We start from the raw sequence: 18,269 nt of genomic DNA on the forward strand, positions 1-18,269 counted from the left end.
GACACGATGCGCACCACCCTTGTGCGCCGGGCCCTCGGTACGGCCCCGGCGCTTCTCCTCCTGCCCGCGCTCGCCGTGGGCCCCACCGCCGGACGGGCCGAAGCGGCCCCCCGGGCCGGCGCCGCCGCCGCGGCGGACTGCGGCACCGCCACCGCCCTCACCAGGACGCTGCCGAACGGCACCGGCTGGACCATGTGCTGGCGCATGAGCGGCACCAAGGGCCTGGTCCTGGAGAAGATCGCGTACCGGCCCCGGAAGGAGCCGCAGCCCCTCAAGGTGCTGAACTCCGCCACACTTGCGCAGGTCAACGTCCCGTACGACTCCGGGCTCACCGAGTACAACGACCTGTCCGACATCGGATTCGGCAACACCGCGGTCGACATCGGCCCCGAGGAGTGCCCCGGCGGCACCATCGCCTCGGCCTACGTCCCGCAGCAGGAACGCACCGTCAAGGCGCTGTGCGTCACCACCGCGCCGCACGGCTACGCCTACCGCAGCGACCTCTACGACGAGGACGGCACCGCGAGGAAGTACACCCGGCAGGGCAGCGACCTGGTCGTCTTCTCCGTCTCCCAGCTCGGCTGGTACGAGTACGTCACCCAGTGGAACTTCTCCGACGACGGCACCATCACCGCCAAGGTGGGCGCCACCGGCGACCTCTCGCCCGGCGACTACAGCGGCGAGGGCACCGGCTGGCCCATCGGCACGGGCGGCCACGACCACGCCACCAGCCACTACCACTCGGTCTTCTGGCGGCTGGACTTCGGCCTGGACGGCTCGAACCGGGCGAAGGTCGAGCAGTACGACACCAAGAAGGCCGGCCGCGGCTCCGGCTCCGCCGTCCTGAAGACCACCAGGACCGCCGTCACCAAGGAGCTCGCCGTCAACTCCGCGCTGCGCCGCTGGTGGCGCGTGGTCTCCACGGCCGGGAGGAACGCCGACCGGCACCCGCGCTCCTGGGAGCTGGTCCAGCAGCACTCCGACCGCTACGACGCCCACGCGTACACCTCCAAGGACCTGTACGTCACCCAGTACCGGGCCTGCGAGCAACTGGCCAGCGGCAACAGCGACCCCGCCTGCGCCGGCCGCGGCACCTCGGTGGACAAGTGGGCGAACGGCGAGACCCTCACGCACCCGGTGATGTGGGTCAACGTCGGCTTCCACCACATCCCGCGCGACGAGGACCAGACGCCCATGCCGATCCACTGGCAGGGCTTCCAGCTCGCGCCGCGCGACGTGACCGCCATGAGCCCGCTCACACCGGACGAGCTGTCGGGCGGCAACGGGCAGGGACACTGACCGTCCCGCGCCGTCGGGCCCGGTAAGCATGTGGTGAAGTAGCGTCGTTACGGCTGCACCGCCTCCCGCCCCGCAGTACCCTTCCTTGATCGTGGACGGGGGCGGGAAGGCGGGTGCAGTCGTGATGTCGGGAGGTCTGGTGCTCCCCGGTGGTGGTGATCAGGGGGACCCGGGCGGCGGCATCGGCGAGGGAGGCACCGGTACGGCCGCCCTGGCACTGCCGTTGGAGATCGGAGCGGAACTGGACTGGGGCGCCGACGAGTGGGCCGAGGTGCGCACCCGCGCCCGGCGCGCGGGACGGGCGTACGTGTGGCTCAACCTCGTCGAACAGCGCCTGCGCGCCGTCGTCAACGCCGTGCTGCGCCCGATCTACGAACCCGTGCACGGCGACGAGTGGGTGGTCGCGGCCGCGGGCCCGGCCGGTCACGAGTGGGTGCAGCGGGCCGCGGCCGTGCGCGAGGTCAGCCGCCGCAAGGGATTCCTGCTCGACCCGGCCGACGACAACATCCTCAGCTTCCTGACGCTGCCGCAGCTGCGCGAGCTCGCCGTGCAGCACTGGCCGTGCTTCGAGCCCTACCTCGACGACCGCCGGGAACTCGAACTCGCCCTGGACGAGCTGGAGGTGGCCCGGCACGTCGTCTCCCGCAACCGCGCCCTGTCCCGCACCGTCCTGGACCAGGCCGAGCGGGCCGCCGCCCGCCTGCTGGACATGCTCGGCTCCGGCCCCGGCTACCCCTCCGCCGAGCGGCTGCCCGTGGACGCCGTCGAGGAGCTCGTCGCCGACCGCTACGCCGACGTCGTCGGCGTCTACCCCGACCGGGTGCGGCTGCAGCGGCAGCTGCCCGCCGAGGACCTGTTCGGGAACGCCCGCCGCCTGGACGCGGTGGGCATCGGCCTCAACCTGCTGGTGCAGAACTACTCCGGCAAGCGGCTGGTGCGGCTCGCCGAGTCCGGCTGCCGGGTGCGGCTGCTCTTCCTCAACCCGGCGAGCAGCGCCGTCCGCCGCCGCGAGCGCGAACTCGGCCTCGGCCGGGGGGAGCTCAGCCGCGCCGTCGAGATGAACATCATGCACATGCGGCGGGTGCGGGCCCGGCTGCGGGACACCGCCGCGTTCGAGATCCGGGTCTTCGACGAGACCCCGCGCTTCACCGCCTACCTCGTGGACGGCGACACCGCGGACGGCATCGCGGTCGTCCAGCCCTACCTGCGCAGGGCCCGCGGCATGGAGGCGCCCGTCCTCATCCTGCGCGGCGGGCCGCGGGACCTCGTGCAGACCAGGGCCGACGGCGCGCCCGAGGCCGAGCACGGCCTGTTCGAGACCTACCGCGAGGAGTTCGAGGGCGTCTGGGCCGACTCCCGTCCGGTCTCCTGAGGGGTCTCCTGACGGCCCGGCGGGCCCCCGGCCGGACGCCCCCGCACAGCCCGGCCGCGGGACTGTCAGTGGCGCACGGGATGATGGAGGCGAACACGGGGGAACAGCGGGAAGGACGTACGTCAATGCGCATGGGACGAGGCCGGACACGGCCGGCCGATTCCGCACGGGGGAGGAGCGCGGGCAGCCGCCCGCGCGGCGCTGTGCACGCCACGGGCACGAGGGCCGCGCGATGAGCTGGATCAGCGACGCACTGGTCGCCTTCGACCTGGAGACCACCGGCACCGACGTCGAGACCGACCACATCGTCACCGCGGCGGTCGTCAGGCTGGAGGCCGACGGGGCCGTCTCGCGGGAGCGCACCTGGCTGCTCGACCCGGGCGTGGCCATACCCGAGCAGGCCTCGGCGATCCACGGCATCTCGACCGCGCACGCCCGTGCGCACGGCGCCCCGGCGGCCTCGGCGGTCGAGGAGATCGCCCAGGCCGTCACCGAAGTGCTGCGCTCGGGCACCCCGCTGGTGGTGATGAACGCCCGGTACGACCTGTCGCTGCTGGACCGCGAGTGCCGGCGGCACGGCGTCGCCTCGGTCAGCGAACGGCTGGGCGGCGGGCCCGAGCCCGTCATCGACCCGCTGGTCATCGACAAGCACGTCGACAAGTACCGCAAGGGCAGAAGGGCCCTGCAGGCGCTGTGCACCCACTACGGGGTCCAGTTGGAGGGCGCCCACGACGCGCGGGCCGACGCGCTGGCCGCGGCCCGCGTCGTGCGCCGCCTGGGGGAGCGGCACGAGCCCGTCGGCCTGATGCCGCTCGCGGACCTGCACGCCCTTCAGATCCGGGCGGCGGCCGAGCAGTCGGCCTCCCTCCAGGCATACCTGCGGCGCACCGCCGACCCGGCGGCCGTCGTCGAGCAGGCCTGGCCGGTCATCCCCCGGCCGAGGTGACCGCGGGGCCCCGGCGCGCACGGATGCGCCGGGGCGGCCCGGACGCGTGGCCGGGGCCTGTTGCCGGTAGGCGTTGTGGGGTCAGAAGGGGTACCAGCGTACGGACGGGTCGCCGTCGCGCAGCGAGGTCACCCGGCGGCGGAACTCCGCGAGCGCGGCCGGGTTGCCCGGTGCGTGCTGGGCCACCCAGGCGCAGCTCGCGGTCTCCCTCGCCCCGCGCAGCACCGCGCAGCCGTCCCACTCGCGCACGTCCCAGCCGTAGGTGTCGGTGAAGGCGGCGTAGGCGTCCGGACCGAGCCCGTAGCGGTCCCGGCTGAGCGCCATGACGACGAGGTCGTGCTCGCGCAGGTCGGCCGAGAAGGTCTCGAGGTCCACCAGGACCGGGCCCTGCGGGCCGACGTGCACATTGCGCGGCAGCGCGTCGCCGTGGACGGGGCCCGGGACCAGGTGCGGGGTCAGCGCGGCCGCGGCGGCGGCGAAGCCGTCCCGGCGCTCGCGCAGGTACGCGGCGTCCGCGGGGTCGACCGCGTCACCGGCCAGCCGCAGCCACCGTTCCACCCCGTCCAGCAGGTCGCGGGGCGGCAGGGCGAAGTCCGGCTCGGGCAGGGCGTGCACGAGCCGCAGCAGCGCGGCGAGGTCGGCGGGCCCCGCGGGCCGGACCGGGTCCGGCAGCCGCTCCCAGTACGTGACCGGGTGCCCCTCCACCAGCCGGGCCTCCGGCGCCGCCGCCCGTACGGCGGGGACGCCGTGCGCCGCCAGCCAGGAGGCCGTGCGCACCTCGCGGGCGGCCCGCTCCAGCAGTTCGGGACCGCGGCCGACCTTCGCGACGGTCACGCCGTCCGCGAGGTCGAACACCGCGTTCTCGCCGAGCGCGAGCAGCTTCGCGCCGTCCTGCCCGTCCGCCGCGAGCACGGCCCGGGCGAGCTCTTCGGTGAACGCCATACGGCAATGATCGCAGATCAGTAGGCTGGGCCGGTGACCGAGGAAGACGTCATGGCCTTCTGCGAGATGCTGCCGCTGCTGCGCGGCGCCGCGAGCGACCCGGGCGAGGCGGCCGAGGTCGAGGCCGCCGCCGAGGCCGTACGGCGGGGCGCCGGCGACGTCGAGACCGTGACCGACCTGGGCCACCGGCTCGGCGTCCGGGTCGTCGGCCCCCGCATGGACCCGGGCGGCTACACCCAGCTGCCGGGCATGACCGGCGGGGGCGCCGGCATCCTGCGCCACCGCTGCCCGCGCGGCCTCTGTGCCCGCAGCGAGGACCCCACGGCCTCGGTCACCGCCCCGCGCTGCGCGGTCTGGGACGCCGAACTGCGGCCCGTCTGGTACTAGGCCGTGCCGTCGAAGGAGCCCCGGCCGCCCGGAGGGCGGGCCATCCCCCAGGTCCGATGCACCGCAAGGCGGAGAGCCGTCCCCGTAGTGGGCTGCTCGGACGATTCGACAACACAGCGCGAGGGCACTTCCCGGCGGAGCGCCGTGCCGGATCCTGCGGGCAGGAGGGACTCTTGACGACACGGCCTGGACCTGTCCTTACGGCCTCCGGGGAGAAGGAGGGCCGTCCGGTGCGCGCAGCCGCACGGCGGAGGAAGCAGCAGGCACCGGTGGCGGTGGCGCGAAGGCCCCGGGGCCGCTGCGCCCGCCGCGTAGTCGAGCAGGTCGCGGAAGGCGGGGCGTAGCGCGGTGGCGGGTCTGCTGGACGAGATCGGCGGGAAGCTCGCCGAACGCTGGGTCTCCCTGCTCGCGCTGCCCGGCGCGCTCTTCCTGGGCACCGCCTGGGCCGCCCATGTGCTCGGCGGCAGGCGGCCGTTCGACGCCGGCCGCCTGCTGCGCGAGGTCGAGCGCGCCGCGGACTGGACCGACGCGCACGGTACGGCCGGGTTCCTCCTGGCCCTGGTCGCGGTGCTGTTGCTCGCCGTCGTCCCGGGCCTGGCGGTGCAGGCCCTGGCCCGCGCGGTCCAGGTGCTGTGGGTCGGGCCCTGGCCGGGCGGGTCGGGGCAGTGGCTCGTGCGCCGGCGCCGGGCCCGTCGTGAACGCGCGGACGCCGACGTCGCGGCCCGTCTGCGGAACCACGAACGCGACGGCGACCCGGCCGAACTGGCCGCCGCCCGCGCGGCCGAGGCCCGCCGGGACCGGATCGCGCCCGTGCCCCCGGCCCGCCCCACCCGCATGGGCGACCGGATGCACGCCCTGGAGCACCGCGTCGGCGCGTACTACGCGGTGCCCTTCACGGCGGTCTGGCCACGCCTGTGGCTGGCGGCGACGGAGGCCGACCGCAAGGAGATCCGTACCGCGGCCGGTGCCTTCGAGGCGTCCACCCGGCTGTGCGGATGGGGCCTGCTCTACGTGGCGCTGGGCTGCGCCACCGCGTGGTGGCCCGCCTTCGGCGCGGGCGCCGTGGTCGTGTTCGCCGCCTGGTGGCTCGGGCGCGAACGGCTCTTCGCCCTCGCGGACCTCGCCGACGCCGTCGTGGACCTGCGGCTGCGCTCCGTCGCCCGCGCCGTCGGGATCCCCGTCGCGCCGGGCCCCGTCGCCCCGGCGACCTGGCGGGAGCTGGACCTGGTGCTGCGCCGCCGCCGGTGAGCGAGCCTGAAAATGACGGACCGGGCCGCCCGGACCGCGAGGAGATCGGACGGGGATGCTGCACCTGCTGTTCCTGACGTACACCGGATCCGAGGAGGACGCCGGGCCGTTCGTCGCGGCCCACGTCGCGTTCCTGGAACGCCACCACCGCGCCGGCACCTTCCTGCTCTCCGGGCAGACCGTGCCCTCGTCCGAGGGCGGCGTGATCCTCGCCCGCGGGACGGACCGCCGGACGATCGAGCGGATCGCCGCGGAGGACCCCCTGGTGGTCTCGGGGGTCGCCGTGTACACCGTCACCACCGTCGATCCGGCCCGCGTGCACCCGGTCCTAGCCGGACTGCTCGGCGGCGCCTGACGTCCCGTCGCGGCGCTCAGCGGCCGATGTGGACGAAGGGTGCCCACACCGCGGGGGAGCGGGCGTAGCGGGTGCGCAGGGCGCGCACGACGTGGTTGAGGGCGCGGCCCGTGTCCGCGGGGGCGACGGCGCCCGGCGCCGGGGCGCGGAGCGCCGCGTACAGGCGGGCGGCCAGGAGCGCGGAGACCGCGTCGTCGGCCTCCCACAGGGCGCCGACGACCTGCGGGTAGCCCGCGGTCTGGAAGGCGGAGGCGAGGTGGACCGCCTCGTCGGGCAGCTGCCCGGTGTGCGCGGTGTGGCAGGCCAGCAGCACCGCCAGCTCCGCGTAGAGCGGTTCCTGCCGGGCGACGTCCGCGGCGCTCAGCGGCCCGCCGTGCAGCAGCAGGTGGCTGGCGGACGGGTCCAGAGGGTCGCTGACGCCGTGGCAGGCGAAGTGCACCCAGCGGGCCGTGCGCAGGGCCGACAGCACGCGTTCGGGTGTGGCCTGCTCGCCCTCGAGGGCGCGTACGCCGCCCAGCGCGTCCGCGATCGCGGCGATCTCACGGGCCGAGGCACCCGCGGAGCCCGCCGTGCCGGTGGGGCGGCCGACCGCCAGCAACCGGCCACCGGTGCGGCCCGAGGACGCCCGCCGGGCGTGCTCCAGGGCGCGCAGGGTGGGGGTGTAGGACGAGGCCACCCGGTCCAGGACGGTCCGTCCGTCGCGCAGTTGGTGCTTGCGCTGCATCCCTGCGGCGTGCAGCGGCAGGTACGCCAGCGGTCCCGACGCCGACCACCACAGCCGGGGCGCCGCCGAGGCGGGGGCGTCCTCGGGGAGCGCCCTGGTCAGGCCGAGGGCGGTGAGCACGGGCTCGGCCACCGTGCGCCACAGCCAGGCGAGGGTGTCCAGCACCAGTTCGCGGGCCCGGTCGTGCTCCTCGGCGGGCGCGGTCCGGGGAAGGCCCACGGCCGCCAGGAACTCCTGTGCCCGCAGGGCGAGCCGGCCCTCCGTCAGCTCGCGCAGCGGCACCGAGAAGATCCGCTCCCGCGTGACGACGACCGCGTCGCACCGCAGCCGGTCCACGTTGACCGCCACGACCGGCCCCTGGGCCGCCACGGCCCGCATCTCCCGTTCCGTGGGCGGCATCAGGAACCGCTCGAACCCCGTCCTGCCGCGGACGCGCGTCAGCAGCGCCTCCCACTCGGCGGCCGCGACGTGCCGTTCCATGACGTCCTCGCCGGCCTCGGCCCGCCGCAGCCGGGCCCCGAGCGCGGCGAACTCCCGGGCCAGCAGGGGATGCGCCGCGGACAGCGCCGTCAGATCGGTCCGGGCCTCCAGGTCCTGCCCCATCAGCACGGCCCGGCTCTGCTCCAGTAGCGCCAGCGCCTGAGCGGGCCGCCCGGCGGCGAGCGCCGCGGCGCAGCCGGTGCGGCCCAGGCTCGTGCCCGTCAGCGGATCGGGCCGGCCCGCGTCCGCCGGGTCGCCGCCGTCCGTGCGCAGGTGCGCCAAGGGGTAGCGGCGGCCCAGCAGCGCCCCGCCGACGAAGGCCCGGCGGTCCTCCCGGGCCAGGGCACGCGAGGCCACCGCCGGCAGCGTCTCCAGGGCTCGCGCCGCCGCGTCGGCGGCGGCCGCCCAGTCGTGGTGCTCCAGCGCGTCGGCCATCGCGATGCGTGCCACCTCGAAGCGCAGCGCCGGCATCTCGCCCCCGGGCTCCGCCGCCAACGCGACCTCGGCCGCCCGCGCCGCCCGCAGGTCCCCGCGGACCGTGGCGTCGGTGTAGTCCGCCCAGTGGCCGTACGAGGTGACCATCCCGCCCAGCAGGTCCGACAGGCCCGGGCTCCGCTCCACGCGCAGCGAGGCGTCGGCGATCCGGCGGCGCGCCTCGGCGGCGAGCACGGGGTCCTGGGTGAGCCCGGCGAGGTTGGTGAGCGCGTTGGCGTACTCGACCTCACCGGCGGCCCGTTCCGGCGCGTCGTCGGGCAGCAGGTCGAGCGCCGCGCGCAGTTCCCGGCAGCAGACGCGCAGCGCGCCGGTGTCCATGGCGAGCACCGCCCGCATGTGCTGCCAGGGCGCCGAGGCGAGGACCAGACGGGCGTGCTCCGGTGAGCCGTGGGGGAGTTCGGCCAGGACGCGGTCGCCGAGCGCGGCCGCCTCCTCGATCACGGCGGCGTCCTGGTCGGCCATGTAGCGCATCCCGGTGACGGCCATCAACAGCGCCGCGGTCTGGGCGCGTTCCGGGCTGCCGGACTCCGTCCGTTCCAGTGCCTCGCGCAACTGCCGCTCCGCGTCGGCGACGAAGGCCGGATCCAGGCCCTGGGGCGTGCCGGGGCCCTTGGCCAGGGCGTCGAGCAGCGGGCGCATGTCGGGAGGCACGGGGAAGGCGGAGGTGAAGCGCGTGTACAGGTCGTCGCCTGTCCCTGCCTCCGCCTCGCCGCCGGGTTCCGGACGGGGGCCGGGCACTGGCTGTGGTTGTGGCTGAGGCTGAGGCTGCGGCTGTTCGGCGGGTGCGGGCCCGGGGCCGGGGCCGGGCTCGGGGCGGAAGCCGTCCGGCGGCAGGGCCGTCCGTAACTGCATCGGCGGCAGCGCGGGCGCGAACCGCACCATCAGCGGCAGGAAGCGGGTCACCACCGGCCCCAGGGACCGCGGCAGGAGCCGCATCCTGCCGCGGAGTTCGCCCACCGCGGCGGCCTTCGCCGCGATGTGCGGCTGCAGCGGATGGCCCGGCGGCAGCCGCTCCATGAGCGCGCGCAGCATCCGTTCCGCCTCCGCGGCGTCCGCGGCCTCCCACGCGACGACCGCGCGGGCGGCCAGAAGCGAGGCCGTGTTCACCTCGTACGACCCGTTGTCGTCCGGCAGCCCCTCGGCCCGGTACGCCTCCAGGTGACCCATCGCCTCGTCGATCGTCGCGCGGGACGGCGCCCAGGGCAGCGTGCACATCAGCGCCACCGCCAGCGCGAAGTGGACGCTGCGCATCTCGTGCCGGTCCCGCAGCCCGCCCATGGTGCGTCCGCTCGCCGCGGCCAGCGCCAGCCGACCGCCCCGCACGGCGACGTCCACCGCCTCCCGGTCCCGCGGATGCGCCCGGACCCAGGCGACTCCGGCCAGCACCGCCACCCGGCCCGCGTCCGGGGCGTCGACGTGGCCGGGGACGACCGTCGCGAAGGCCTCCCGGGCACGCGCCCACAGGGCGGGCAACTCCCCGGTGGCCCCGCACTCGTAGCGGACCAGCGCGGAGTGCGCGAGCCGGGCGAGCAGCCCGGGGCGGCTCAGGTCGTCCGGCGGCAGCGTCGCCAGCAACTCCACCACCTTGCCCTCCACGGGGTCCGCGGGCCGGAACGGCCGCTGCGCGGGGCCCGAGGGGTAGACCGCGGCGACCGCCACGAGGTCGTCGGGCGGACGGTGCTGGGTCTGCGCCCCCAGGTGGTGCCGGACCTCGGGCCCGGTGCGGAAGTCGCCGTGCACGTGCGCCAGGGTGCGGTCGGCCAACTGCAGGTGCAGGACGAGCCGGGCGCGCGACGGATCGTCGCGGTCCGCCGTGTCCAGCCCCAGCACGGTCAGCGCGAGCGCGGCGGCGGCCGGAGCCCGCCCGTCCTCGCTCCCCCAGGACTCGCGCAGCAGGCTCTCCGCCGCGGCGAGCAGACCAGCGGGCGTCGAGCCGGCACCGTCGACGAGGCGCGCGGTCCCCGGCGGTTCCGCCAGCCCGAAGCGTGCCAGCATGCGGTCCACGGCCGCCCGCGCGTCCTTCATCAGCCGCCCCCGATCCCCGTCGCCGACGTCGCGCGGCAGAATAGCGCGCGCCGGGTGACCGACCGGTCACTCCAGGGCACGAGGACACCCCGAGGCGTGCGCGCGCCGGCATGCGGTCGCTCACCGGCCTGCCCCGCCGTGTCCTGCCGCGCGGCGCCCACCGGCCGGCCGGTCCGGGGCGGGATCCGGCGGTGCGTGAGTCGCGCCGTCTCGCTGTCCCGGAGGGACTCGCGGTCCGTCCGGTACCGCGCGAACAGGGCTGGGGCGGGGCCATGGGCTCCGGGCTTCCCGCGCGGCGTCACGATGTCCCGGGCCGGGCTCGGCGGAGGTGGCTGCGCGCCGTAGAGAGGGCACCCGGTGGCCTGCTGGGAGCGCTCGTGGCCTGCGGCCTCCTGCAGCAGTGCGCTCCTGGGGCCTTGGTGGACGGATGGCGGGCCCGGTCATGCCGCGCCGCACAGCTTCGCGCTGCCTGCGGGGTTGTCAGGACCCGGGGTGCATCGGGCCTCGCCCGGGCCGGACCGCATCGTCACGTTGCGCGCGTTCGCAGCGCCCGCGGGGCCGGCAAGGGCCGGGCCGGGCACGAGTGCCCGCCGTGGACGGGGCACCCGGTGGCCTGCTGGGAGCGCTCGTGGCCGGCGGCCTCCGCGGCACTGCGCTCCTGGCGGCCTCGGTGGACGGATGGCGACCCCGGTCACGCTGCGCCGCAGCGCGCACCGCCCGCACGGCCTGGCGGGGCCCGCCACCGTGCCGCGGTGGACCGGCCAGGTCACGCCGCCGTGCGGCGGACCGCGTCGCGGAGGACCGCGGGGGCGCCGCCCTGGGCGTACATCTCGCGTTGCCGGCGGGCGCCGGAGCCCCGCGAGGTCAGGCGGTCGACGCCGGCGCGGACGGTGTAGAGGTCGCCCGCGTCCTTCAGGGCGTCCTCGACGTGGGCGACCAGGGTCTCGACGACGTCGTGCGCGCTCGCCGGGCGGAAGGTGCGCGGATCGAGGAGGGCGCCGTCCAGGCCGGAGCGGCTGGCCCGCCAGGAGGCGAGCCGGAGCAGCGCGAGGTCGTCGTCGGGCGCGGGGTGCCCGTCGGCCCACTCGCGCGCGGCGGTCTCGACCAGGCCGCGCACCAGCGCGGCCAGCACCACCGAGTCCTGGTACTCCGGGCACACGTCGCAGACGCGCACCTCGACGGTGGGGAACTTCGCCGACAGCCGGGCGTCGAAGTAGAGCATGCCCTGGTCGATCAGGATCCCCGTGGCCAGCAGCCGGGACACCGCGGCGCGGTACCCCTCGGCGGAGCCGAAGCCGCGGGTCGGCCCCGCGGTGGGCCAGCGGCCGAAGACCTGGTAGCGGTAGCTCGCGTACCCCGTGTCGGTGTCCTGCCAGAGCGGCGAATTGGAGCTGAGCGCCAGCAGCGGCGGCAGCCAGGGGCGGATGCGGTCGACGACGGCCACGCCCTCCTCGTCCGACTCCACCCCCACGTGGACGTGGCAGCCGCAGGTCAGCGTCTCCTGCGCGGTGAGGCCGAAGGACTGGGCCATCCTGCGGTAGCGGCCCCTGGGGGTGAGCCGGGGCGGCACCGTCACGGGGGAGGTCCCGAGCGCCGCCACCGCGACGCCTTCGGGGCGGGCGAGGTCGGCCGCCCTCCGGCGCCAGGAGCGCAGTTCCTCCCTGAGCTGGTCGAGGGTGACGCAGGGGGAGCTGTTCAGTTCGAGCTGCTGTTGCTGCAGCTCGGCCACGAGTTCCCGGGGCCAGGGCCCGCCGTCCAGCACCGCGTCCGCGACCGCACGCGGTTCCCCGGACCGTGCGTCCACCAGGAGAAGCTCTTCTTCCACTCCCACGGTGCGTGCCACCCCCTTCGGATACCCGCTGAGGGCGCCGCTATCCGTCGTCCGGCCTCACCCGGGGGTCAGCAGGTGGTCCATGGCGCGCCGGCACAGGTCCGCGGCCTCGTCCCCCGCCGTGGAGGTCACGCTGAGGAACAGCCGCCCCCCGTGCCCCACCACGATCACCAGCGGCGCCCCGGACAGGCTGGTGTGCGCGGCGCCGTGGACGGCGGCCAGCCGCAGCGGCCCGTACGTCTCGGGGAGGTCCAGGCGCGTGTTGCTCACGGACACGTCGAAGCGGGGCCCGCGCGACTCGCCGCGCCGCAGCAGGGCGCCGACGGCACGGTGCGGCAGGAACGAGGTCAGCCGGAAGACGCGGACGAGCGGCCGCAGCTCCTCGGGGGTGAGCCGGGCGTGGATCCCGGTCCTCGCCTCGCGCGCGGCCGCCCACAGGTCGTCGGTCGCGCCGTCCACGGGGACGACGAAACTCGCCGCGTACAGGCCCATGGCCTCACCGGGCGACGGTTCGAGCACCCGGCGCAGGTCGGCGGCGACCGCGATGCGGGCCGGGCGGCCGGGCGCGGCGGCCCGTGCGAAGGCCGCGCACAGGGCGGCCTGCAGCGTCGCGCCGCGCGCCCGGCACCGCTTGAGCAGCAGCTCCGTCTCCTCGCGCTCCAGCGACCACGCCCGGTAGGCGAGCCGCCCGTCCGGCGGGTACGGGGGGCGTACGGGCCCGCCCAGGGCGCGGGCGGTCTTGAGCAGGTCCCCGGGGCGGGTGCGCGGGCCGGGGATCAGCTCGTCCGCGGGCGCCGCCCGCACCGGCACCGCGCCCGCGCCGGACCCGTCCGGCCCGTCCGGCCCGCCGAGGTGGGTCAGCAGGTCGCGCAGGACGACACCCGCGGAGACGGCGTCGGCGACCAGGTGGTGGTAGACGGTGACCAGGTCGAAGGCATCGCCCGCGTCGACGAGCACGAAGCGGGCGAGCGGACCGGTGCGGGTGTCGAAGGGCCGCGGGAGCTCCTCCTCCACCACCCGGGACCAGGCGCCCGCGCCGGCGTCCGGGACCACCCGCACCTCGGGGTCCGGCACCCCGGTCGTCGTGAGCCGCCCCTGCCACGGCCCGGGGTCGGCGACGCGGACCCCGAGCAGGGGGTGGCGGCCGCGTACGGCGGCCACGGCCGCACGGAGGCGCCCCGGCGTGGTGCGGCCCTCGACCCGGGCCACGGCGGCGATGTTGACGGGGAGCCGCTCGCCGGCGGCCCAGATGACGCGTTCGTACGGGGACAGTCGGCGGCGCACGGGGTGCTCCCCCTTCCTCGCGGGGCGGTCAGCGGTTCGGGGTCAGGGAGCCGCGCAGCCCCTCGGGGAGCGTGACGGCGGGGCGGTACGGGAGCCGGCCGCCGGGGGCGCAGGTCCACGCGGGGTGCAGCGCCTCGACGACCTTGTCGGGGTTGAGCGCCGACGTACGGCCGAAGAGCCGTGCCGCCGCCATCGCCAGCGGCCCGGGGATGTGCACCACCCGCGGCGCGCGGCGGCCGAGCGCCGCCGCGACGGCGGCGCCGATGTCCTCCCAGCGGTGCTCGGTGCCGTCGCACACGTGGTACGTGCCGACCTCCGTGGTGGCGGGGTCGGCGGCGGTGATCAGCGCCCGGCACAGGTCGTCGACGTGGATCAGGGAGTAGTGCCGCGGCCCGGGCCGGCCGACCACGGGCAGCAGGCCCGTGCGTACCGCCGCGACCAGCCGCGGCAGGAACTCCCGGTCGCCGGGGCCGTAGACGATCGGCGGCCGGACCACGACGGCCGGCAGCCGGTCCGCGGCGTCCCGCACCGCCCACTCCCCGCCGAGCTTGCTGCGCCCGTACGCGGAGACCGGCTCCGGCGGCGCGTCCTCGTGCCGCCGCCGTCCCGGGCCGGAGGCGGCCAGCGACGAGCAGTACACCAGGCGGGGCGGCACGGCGAGCGCCGCCGCCGCGTCGCACAGCCGCCGTGTCCCGGCGGCGTTCACGGTCGCGTAGGCCCGCGGGTCGCCCGCCTTGGTGACCCCCGCCAGGTGCACCACGCGGTCCACGCCGCGCAGCGCGAAGGTCAGCCCGGCGCCGGTGGCGAGGTCACCGGGCACGCTGCGGGCCCCGGGCACCTCGCGGCCGCCGCGCACCAGCGCCGTCACCTCGTGGCCGTGGGCGGTGAGGTGGCGTACGAGGTGCCCGCCGATGAAGCCGGTGGCGCCGGTCACGAGGTACCTCACCGCAGGCCCCCGCCGTCGCGCTCGTACAGCCGGTGCGTCCTGAAGTGCACCCCGCCCATGGCCTGCGCGTGCCGGTTGGAGCCCCGGTTGTCCTCCAGGATCCAGGACAGGTCCGTCTCGGTGTAGCCGAGCCGGAACGCCGCGCGCTGCGCGTCGGCGAGCAGCACGGCCACCAGCCCGCGGCTGCGGTGCTCCTTGCGGACGCCCGAAGTGCCGCCCCTGACGCGGGTGATGCGGCCCATCGCCCGGCTGACCCGCAGCATGCCGACGGGCAGCCCCCAGGTGGTGAGCCGGCCCCGCACGGTGCGCAGCGCCTGGTTCACGTCGGGCACCCACAGGGTGAAGGCGGCGGGCTCGCCGTCCACCTCGGCGATCCGTACCAGTTCCGGGTGGACGACCGACCTCAACTGGGCGGCCATGTGCAGGAACTCGGCGTCGCTCAGCGGGACGGACGCGTAGTTCTCGGCCCAGGCGTCGTTGTAGATGTCCTTGACGACGGCCATGTCGGCCTCGTAGCGGTCGGCGTCGAGCGGCCGCACCCGTACGGCCGGGTCGGCCAGGGTGCGCGCGGCGACCCGGGCGATCGCGGCGGGCGGCTCGCCGTCCGGCGGCATCGGCACCAGCCAGGACAGCAGGTCCTTCGCCTTGTTGAAGCCGCAGCCGGTCAGCAACTCCGCGTAGTACGGCGGGTTGTACGGGATGCCCACGCTGGGCGGCCCGTCGAAGCCGTCCACGAGCAGCCCGCACTCGTCGTTGACGGAGAAGCTGAGCGGGCCCAGCATCCGGGTCAGGCCGCGCCCGGCCAGCCAGGCGGCCGCCGCCTCGAAGAGGGCCCCGGCGGCCTCGGGGTCGTCGGCGCACTCGAAGAGCCCGAAGTGGCCGCACTTGTAGTCGTGCCGCTCCTGGAAGCGCGGGTCGGCGACGGCCGCGATCCGGCCGACCGTCCTGCGCCCCCGGCGGGCGAGGAAGAGCCGTGCCTCGGCCGTGTCGAAGAAGGGGTTGCGGCGCGGGTCGAGGAAGGCGCGCATCTCGCGTTCCAGCGGGGCGACCCAGTGCGGGTCGTCGCGGTAGAGCGCGTACGGCAGCCGGATGAAGTCCGTCGTGGCGGCGCGGTCCTCGACGGTGGTGACGGTGACCGCGTTCACCGGGCCACCGCCTGGGCGGGCAGGCCCGGGACCGGACCGACGCGGCGGCCGGCGGCCGCGAAGGCGTCCAGGATCCGCCGCAGGTGGGTGTCGGAGTGGGTGGCCTGCACGGTCACCCGGATCACGCACCGGCCCTCGGGGACGGCGGGGGCCCCGACGGCGTTGGTGAACACCCCTTCGTCGAGCAGGGCCTGCCACATCAGGGCGCACGCGGTGGCGTCCCCGATGAGGACGGGGACGACCGGGGTGACCGAGTCCCCCGTGTCGTAGCCGAGCGCGCGCAGCCCCGCCCGCAGTTCCTCGGCGAGGGAGAGCACGCGTCGCCGCCGCCAGGGCTCGGCCGCGGCGATGCCGAGCGCGGCGATCCCGGCGGCGAGGGCGGCCGGCGGCATCGACGCGGAGAAGAGGACCGAACGGGCGCTGTAGCGCAGGTAGTCGATGACGTGCGCGGGTCCCGCCAGGAAGCCGCCGGTGGAGCCGAAGCACTTGGACAGGGTGCCGGTGAACAGGTCGACCCGGTCCATGAGCCCGAAGTGGTCCGCGACCCCGCGCCCGCCCGGGCCGAGCAGCCCGATGTCATGGGCGCCGTCCACGATGAGGCGGGCGGCGTGCCGGGCGGTGAGCTCGGTCAGTTCGGGGAGCCTGCACAGGTCGCCGTCCATGGAGAACATCCCGTCGGTGACGACGACCTTGCCGGCGGCCGGTTCCGCGGCCGTGGCCTGCTCCAGCAGCGTGTCCAGCCGTGCGGTGTCCGAGTGCGGGTACAGCACGCGGCGGGCCGACCCGAGCCGGATGCCGTCGACCAGGGAGGCGTGGTTGGACATGTCGCTGAAGACGATGTCGCCGCGGCCGAGCAGCGCGGCCACGGCCAGGTTCGCCTGGAAGCCGGTGGTGACCACGGCGGCCGCCTCGGTGCCCATGAAGTCCGCGATCCGCTCCTCCAGTTCGCCGTGGAGGGGCAGGGTGCCGTTGAGGGTGCGCGCGCCCGAGCAGGACGCGCCGTAGCGCGTCAGCGCCTCGGCCGCGGCCGCCGTCACCCGGGGGTCCGTGGACAGCCCCAGGTAGTCGTTGCAGCCCGCCATGACGACGTCCCGGCCCTCGACGACGGCCTCCCCGTCGCCCGTCATGTGCAGGGTGCGGTAGAAGGGCCGGACGCCCGTCTCCGCCATGGCCCGCACGAAGGTCGACGACGACAGGTCCTTGCGGAACGCGTCCGTGGCGTCCTGGATTTCGGTCACTGGCCTGCGGTCTCCCTTAGGTGAGGGGCGAGTGGATGGTCAGCCGGGCGATGTCGGCCATGCTCGGCCCGGCGTGCCGCACCGGAGGTGCGGCGGCCCGGGCGCCGGGCAGCTCGCGGGCGAACGCCCGGGCGAACGCGAGCGCCTGCGCGCGGGCCAGGTGGGACCCGAGGCAGTAGTGCAGGCCGCCGCCGAAGGCGAGCAGCCGCTGCGCCGGCCGGTCCGGGTCGAAGACGTGCGGGGCGGGGAAGCGCGCCGGGTCGCGGTGCGCGGCGCCGATGAGCGCGTGGACGACCCGCCCCGCGGGCACCGGCCGGCCGCCCAGTTCGGTGCCGGCGCCCGCCACGCGGGTCACCACCCGGCCCGGCGGGTCCCAGCGCAGCAGCTCGTCGGTGAGCGGCCCCGCGAACCCCGGGTCCTGGCGGATCCTTTCGGCAAGGGCGGGGTCGCCGGCCAGCGCCAGCGCGGTGCCGGCCAGCAGCGCGGCCGTGGTGGGCACCCCGGCCGAGAACAACGTCAGCAGCAGGTAGCGGGCCCCCGCCGGGTCCTCGGCGGCCCACCGCGACAGCAGGTCGTCCGCGGGGTGCCGCAGGCGCTCGGCCAGCGCGCGGTCGTACGCGTCGAGCAGGGCCATTGCGGCGGCGTCCGCCCGCCGTACGACACTGGGCGGCGCGGCGAGTTCCTCCACCCGCACCATGGCGGCGCTCTCGGCGGCGAGCCACCCCCGGTCGATCCACTCCGGCAGCCCGGCCATCTCCGCCAGGACCGCGGTGGGCAGCGGCCGGCAGACCCGGGTCACGACGTCGGCCGCGCCCTCGCGGCGCACGGCCGCGGCGAAGTCCGCGACGTGGCGCTCGGTGAGCGGCTCGACGAGCCGTTCCGCCGCCTCCCGCACGACCCGGGGCGCCAGCACCGCGTTGAGCGGACGGCGGCGCGCGGTGTGCTCCGGAGGATCCTGCTGCAGCGGGGTCTCGCACAGCCCGACCGTGCTCGCGCTCCGCCGCCACCCGGGGCGGTGCGCGTCGCGCCACCGGGCCCCGAGCGTGAGCCATTCCCGCCCGGTCAGCACCTGACGGCACTCCTCGTACCCGGTGACCAGGAGCGCGCCCCACGGCGTCGGCACCAGCGGTCCCGCCACGGCCAGCGCGTCGTACGCCGCCGCGAGCGCCTCCGGCTCCACGGCCCTGCGCCACTGCCGGACGAGGCCCGCCGCGGAGCGCGCGTCAAGGGCGGTGGGCTTCGGGGGCAGCATCACGTGGCTCATGTGTCAGGAACGGACTTCGGCTCGGAGGCGGGCGGGGAGCGTGTTGGGACCGGCGCGGCGCACAAGGCGGCGTCCGCGGGATCGGCGCCCCTGAGAGTGCTCTGCCGGAGCCGTTCCGATCCAGTCACATAGGCACTTTTCACCCACCCGTGAACGTAATTCGCCTTTCCCTCACGCGGTCCGCTACGGTCGACCGTCCGTGTCCCAACCGCCCCGCGTCCCTCGTAGGTGACGCCGACGGGGGCGGTGCGCCTTCCCTCCGCGGCTCTCCAGCGGTGCCCCTTTCTG

General features: G+C 76.2%; 14 protein-coding genes. 6 read left to right on the forward strand and 8 right to left on the reverse strand.

Translation table 11 applies throughout. The features are described 5' to 3' along the window. Window positions 1-6 precede the first annotated feature (6 nt). The 3 genes from ABZ479_RS06550 to ABZ479_RS06560 all read left to right on the forward strand — a co-directional run bounded on the left by ABZ479_RS06550 (window position 7) and on the right by ABZ479_RS06560 (window position 3,617). Window positions 7-1,299: a copper amine oxidase gene (locus ABZ479_RS06550; protein ID WP_500460330.1), complete on the forward strand. Its 1,293-nt coding sequence runs from the start codon at window positions 7-9 to the stop codon at window positions 1,297-1,299. A gap of 124 nt (window positions 1,300-1,423) precedes the next feature. Then, entirely contained in the window at window positions 1,424-2,671 is a 1,248-nt protein-coding gene (locus ABZ479_RS06555; protein ID WP_500460331.1) for a DUF5919 domain-containing protein, read from the forward strand. Window positions 2,672-2,903: 232 nt separating this feature from the next. Next, complete coding sequence (locus tag ABZ479_RS06560) at window positions 2,904-3,617, forward strand: 3'-5' exonuclease (RefSeq protein WP_500460332.1); 714 nt, start codon at window positions 2,904-2,906, stop codon at window positions 3,615-3,617. Window positions 3,618-3,698: 81 nt separating this feature from the next. Here ABZ479_RS06560 and ABZ479_RS06565 read toward each other — a convergent pair whose 3' ends face one another. Beyond that, window positions 3,699-4,559 carry a phosphotransferase gene (locus ABZ479_RS06565; RefSeq protein WP_500460334.1) on the reverse strand — a complete coding sequence of 287 codons (861 nt, stop codon included), beginning with the start codon at window positions 4,557-4,559 and terminating at the stop codon, window positions 3,699-3,701. 33 nt (window positions 4,560-4,592) lie between these two features. On the opposite strand from ABZ479_RS06565, the gene ABZ479_RS06570 reads away from it, so the two are divergent. The 3 genes from ABZ479_RS06570 (at window position 4,593) to ABZ479_RS06580 (ending at window position 6,549) form a co-directional block, all read left to right on the forward strand. Continuing rightward, complete coding sequence (locus tag ABZ479_RS06570) at window positions 4,593-4,946, forward strand: hypothetical protein (protein ID WP_500460336.1); 354 nt, start codon at window positions 4,593-4,595, stop codon at window positions 4,944-4,946. A gap of 348 nt (window positions 4,947-5,294) precedes the next feature. Further along, window positions 5,295-6,194 carry a hypothetical protein gene (locus tag ABZ479_RS06575; protein ID WP_500460337.1) on the forward strand — a complete coding sequence of 300 codons (900 nt, stop codon included), beginning with the start codon at window positions 5,295-5,297 and terminating at the stop codon, window positions 6,192-6,194. Window positions 6,195-6,249: 55 nt separating this feature from the next. After that, window positions 6,250-6,549, forward strand: coding sequence for a YciI family protein (locus ABZ479_RS06580; protein ID WP_500460338.1), 300 nt, complete (start codon window positions 6,250-6,252; stop codon window positions 6,547-6,549). 16 nt (window positions 6,550-6,565) lie between these two features. Here the strand turns inward: ABZ479_RS06580 and ABZ479_RS06585 are convergent, their stop codons facing one another. From ABZ479_RS06585 to ABZ479_RS06615, 7 genes are all read right to left on the reverse strand, one after another. After that, entirely contained in the window at window positions 6,566-10,273 is a 3,708-nt protein-coding gene (locus ABZ479_RS06585) for a CHAT domain-containing protein (RefSeq protein ID WP_500460340.1), read from the reverse strand. Between the two features lie 766 nt (window positions 10,274-11,039). Beyond that, complete coding sequence (locus ABZ479_RS06590; protein ID WP_500460342.1) at window positions 11,040-12,116, reverse strand: carboxylate-amine ligase; 1,077 nt, start codon at window positions 12,114-12,116, stop codon at window positions 11,040-11,042. A gap of 45 nt (window positions 12,117-12,161) precedes the next feature. Continuing rightward, window positions 12,162-13,388 (reverse strand): condensation domain-containing protein, encoded by a 1,227-nt coding sequence (locus ABZ479_RS06595; RefSeq protein ID WP_500460343.1) that lies wholly within the window; start codon window positions 13,386-13,388, stop codon window positions 12,162-12,164. Between the two features lie 28 nt (window positions 13,389-13,416). After that, window positions 13,417-14,334, reverse strand: a complete 918-nt coding sequence (locus ABZ479_RS06600; protein ID WP_500460344.1) for an NAD-dependent epimerase/dehydratase family protein — start codon at window positions 14,332-14,334, stop codon at window positions 13,417-13,419. Next, window positions 14,331-15,479, reverse strand: coding sequence for a GNAT family N-acetyltransferase (locus tag ABZ479_RS06605; protein WP_500460346.1), 1,149 nt, complete (start codon window positions 15,477-15,479; stop codon window positions 14,331-14,333). Before ABZ479_RS06605 ends, ABZ479_RS06600 begins: the two co-directional genes overlap by 4 nt. Further along, complete coding sequence (locus ABZ479_RS06610) at window positions 15,476-16,717, reverse strand: aminotransferase class I/II-fold pyridoxal phosphate-dependent enzyme (protein ID WP_500460347.1); 1,242 nt, start codon at window positions 16,715-16,717, stop codon at window positions 15,476-15,478. Before ABZ479_RS06610 ends, ABZ479_RS06605 begins: the two co-directional genes overlap by 4 nt. A gap of 16 nt (window positions 16,718-16,733) precedes the next feature. Continuing rightward, window positions 16,734-17,981 carry a cytochrome P450 gene (locus tag ABZ479_RS06615; RefSeq protein ID WP_500460348.1) on the reverse strand — a complete coding sequence of 416 codons (1,248 nt, stop codon included), beginning with the start codon at window positions 17,979-17,981 and terminating at the stop codon, window positions 16,734-16,736. Window positions 17,982-18,269: the final 288 nt, after the last annotated feature.

Source organism: Streptomyces sp. NPDC005722 (genome assembly GCF_040630935.1).
Taxonomy (GTDB): domain Bacteria; phylum Actinomycetota; class Actinomycetes; order Streptomycetales; family Streptomycetaceae; genus Actinacidiphila.

Excerpts from the sequence above, each read along its gene's own strand:
- ABZ479_RS06550 (WP_500460330.1), top strand. The coding sequence starts at position 7 with ATGCGCACCACCCTTGTGCGCCGGGCCCTCGGTACGGCCCCGGCGCTT.
- ABZ479_RS06555 (WP_500460331.1), top strand. The coding sequence starts at position 1,424 with ATGTCGGGAGGTCTGGTGCTCCCCGGTGGTGGTGATCAGGGGGACCCG.
- ABZ479_RS06560 (WP_500460332.1), top strand. The coding sequence starts at position 2,904 with ATGAGCTGGATCAGCGACGCACTGGTCGCCTTCGACCTGGAGACCACC.
- ABZ479_RS06565 (WP_500460334.1), bottom strand. The coding sequence starts at position 4,559 with ATGGCGTTCACCGAAGAGCTCGCCCGGGCCGTGCTCGCGGCGGACGGG.
- ABZ479_RS06580 (WP_500460338.1), top strand. The coding sequence starts at position 6,250 with ATGCTGCACCTGCTGTTCCTGACGTACACCGGATCCGAGGAGGACGCC.
- ABZ479_RS06585 (WP_500460340.1), bottom strand. The coding sequence starts at position 10,273 with ATGAAGGACGCGCGGGCGGCCGTGGACCGCATGCTGGCACGCTTCGGG.
- ABZ479_RS06615 (WP_500460348.1), bottom strand. The coding sequence starts at position 17,981 with ATGAGCCACGTGATGCTGCCCCCGAAGCCCACCGCCCTTGACGCGCGC.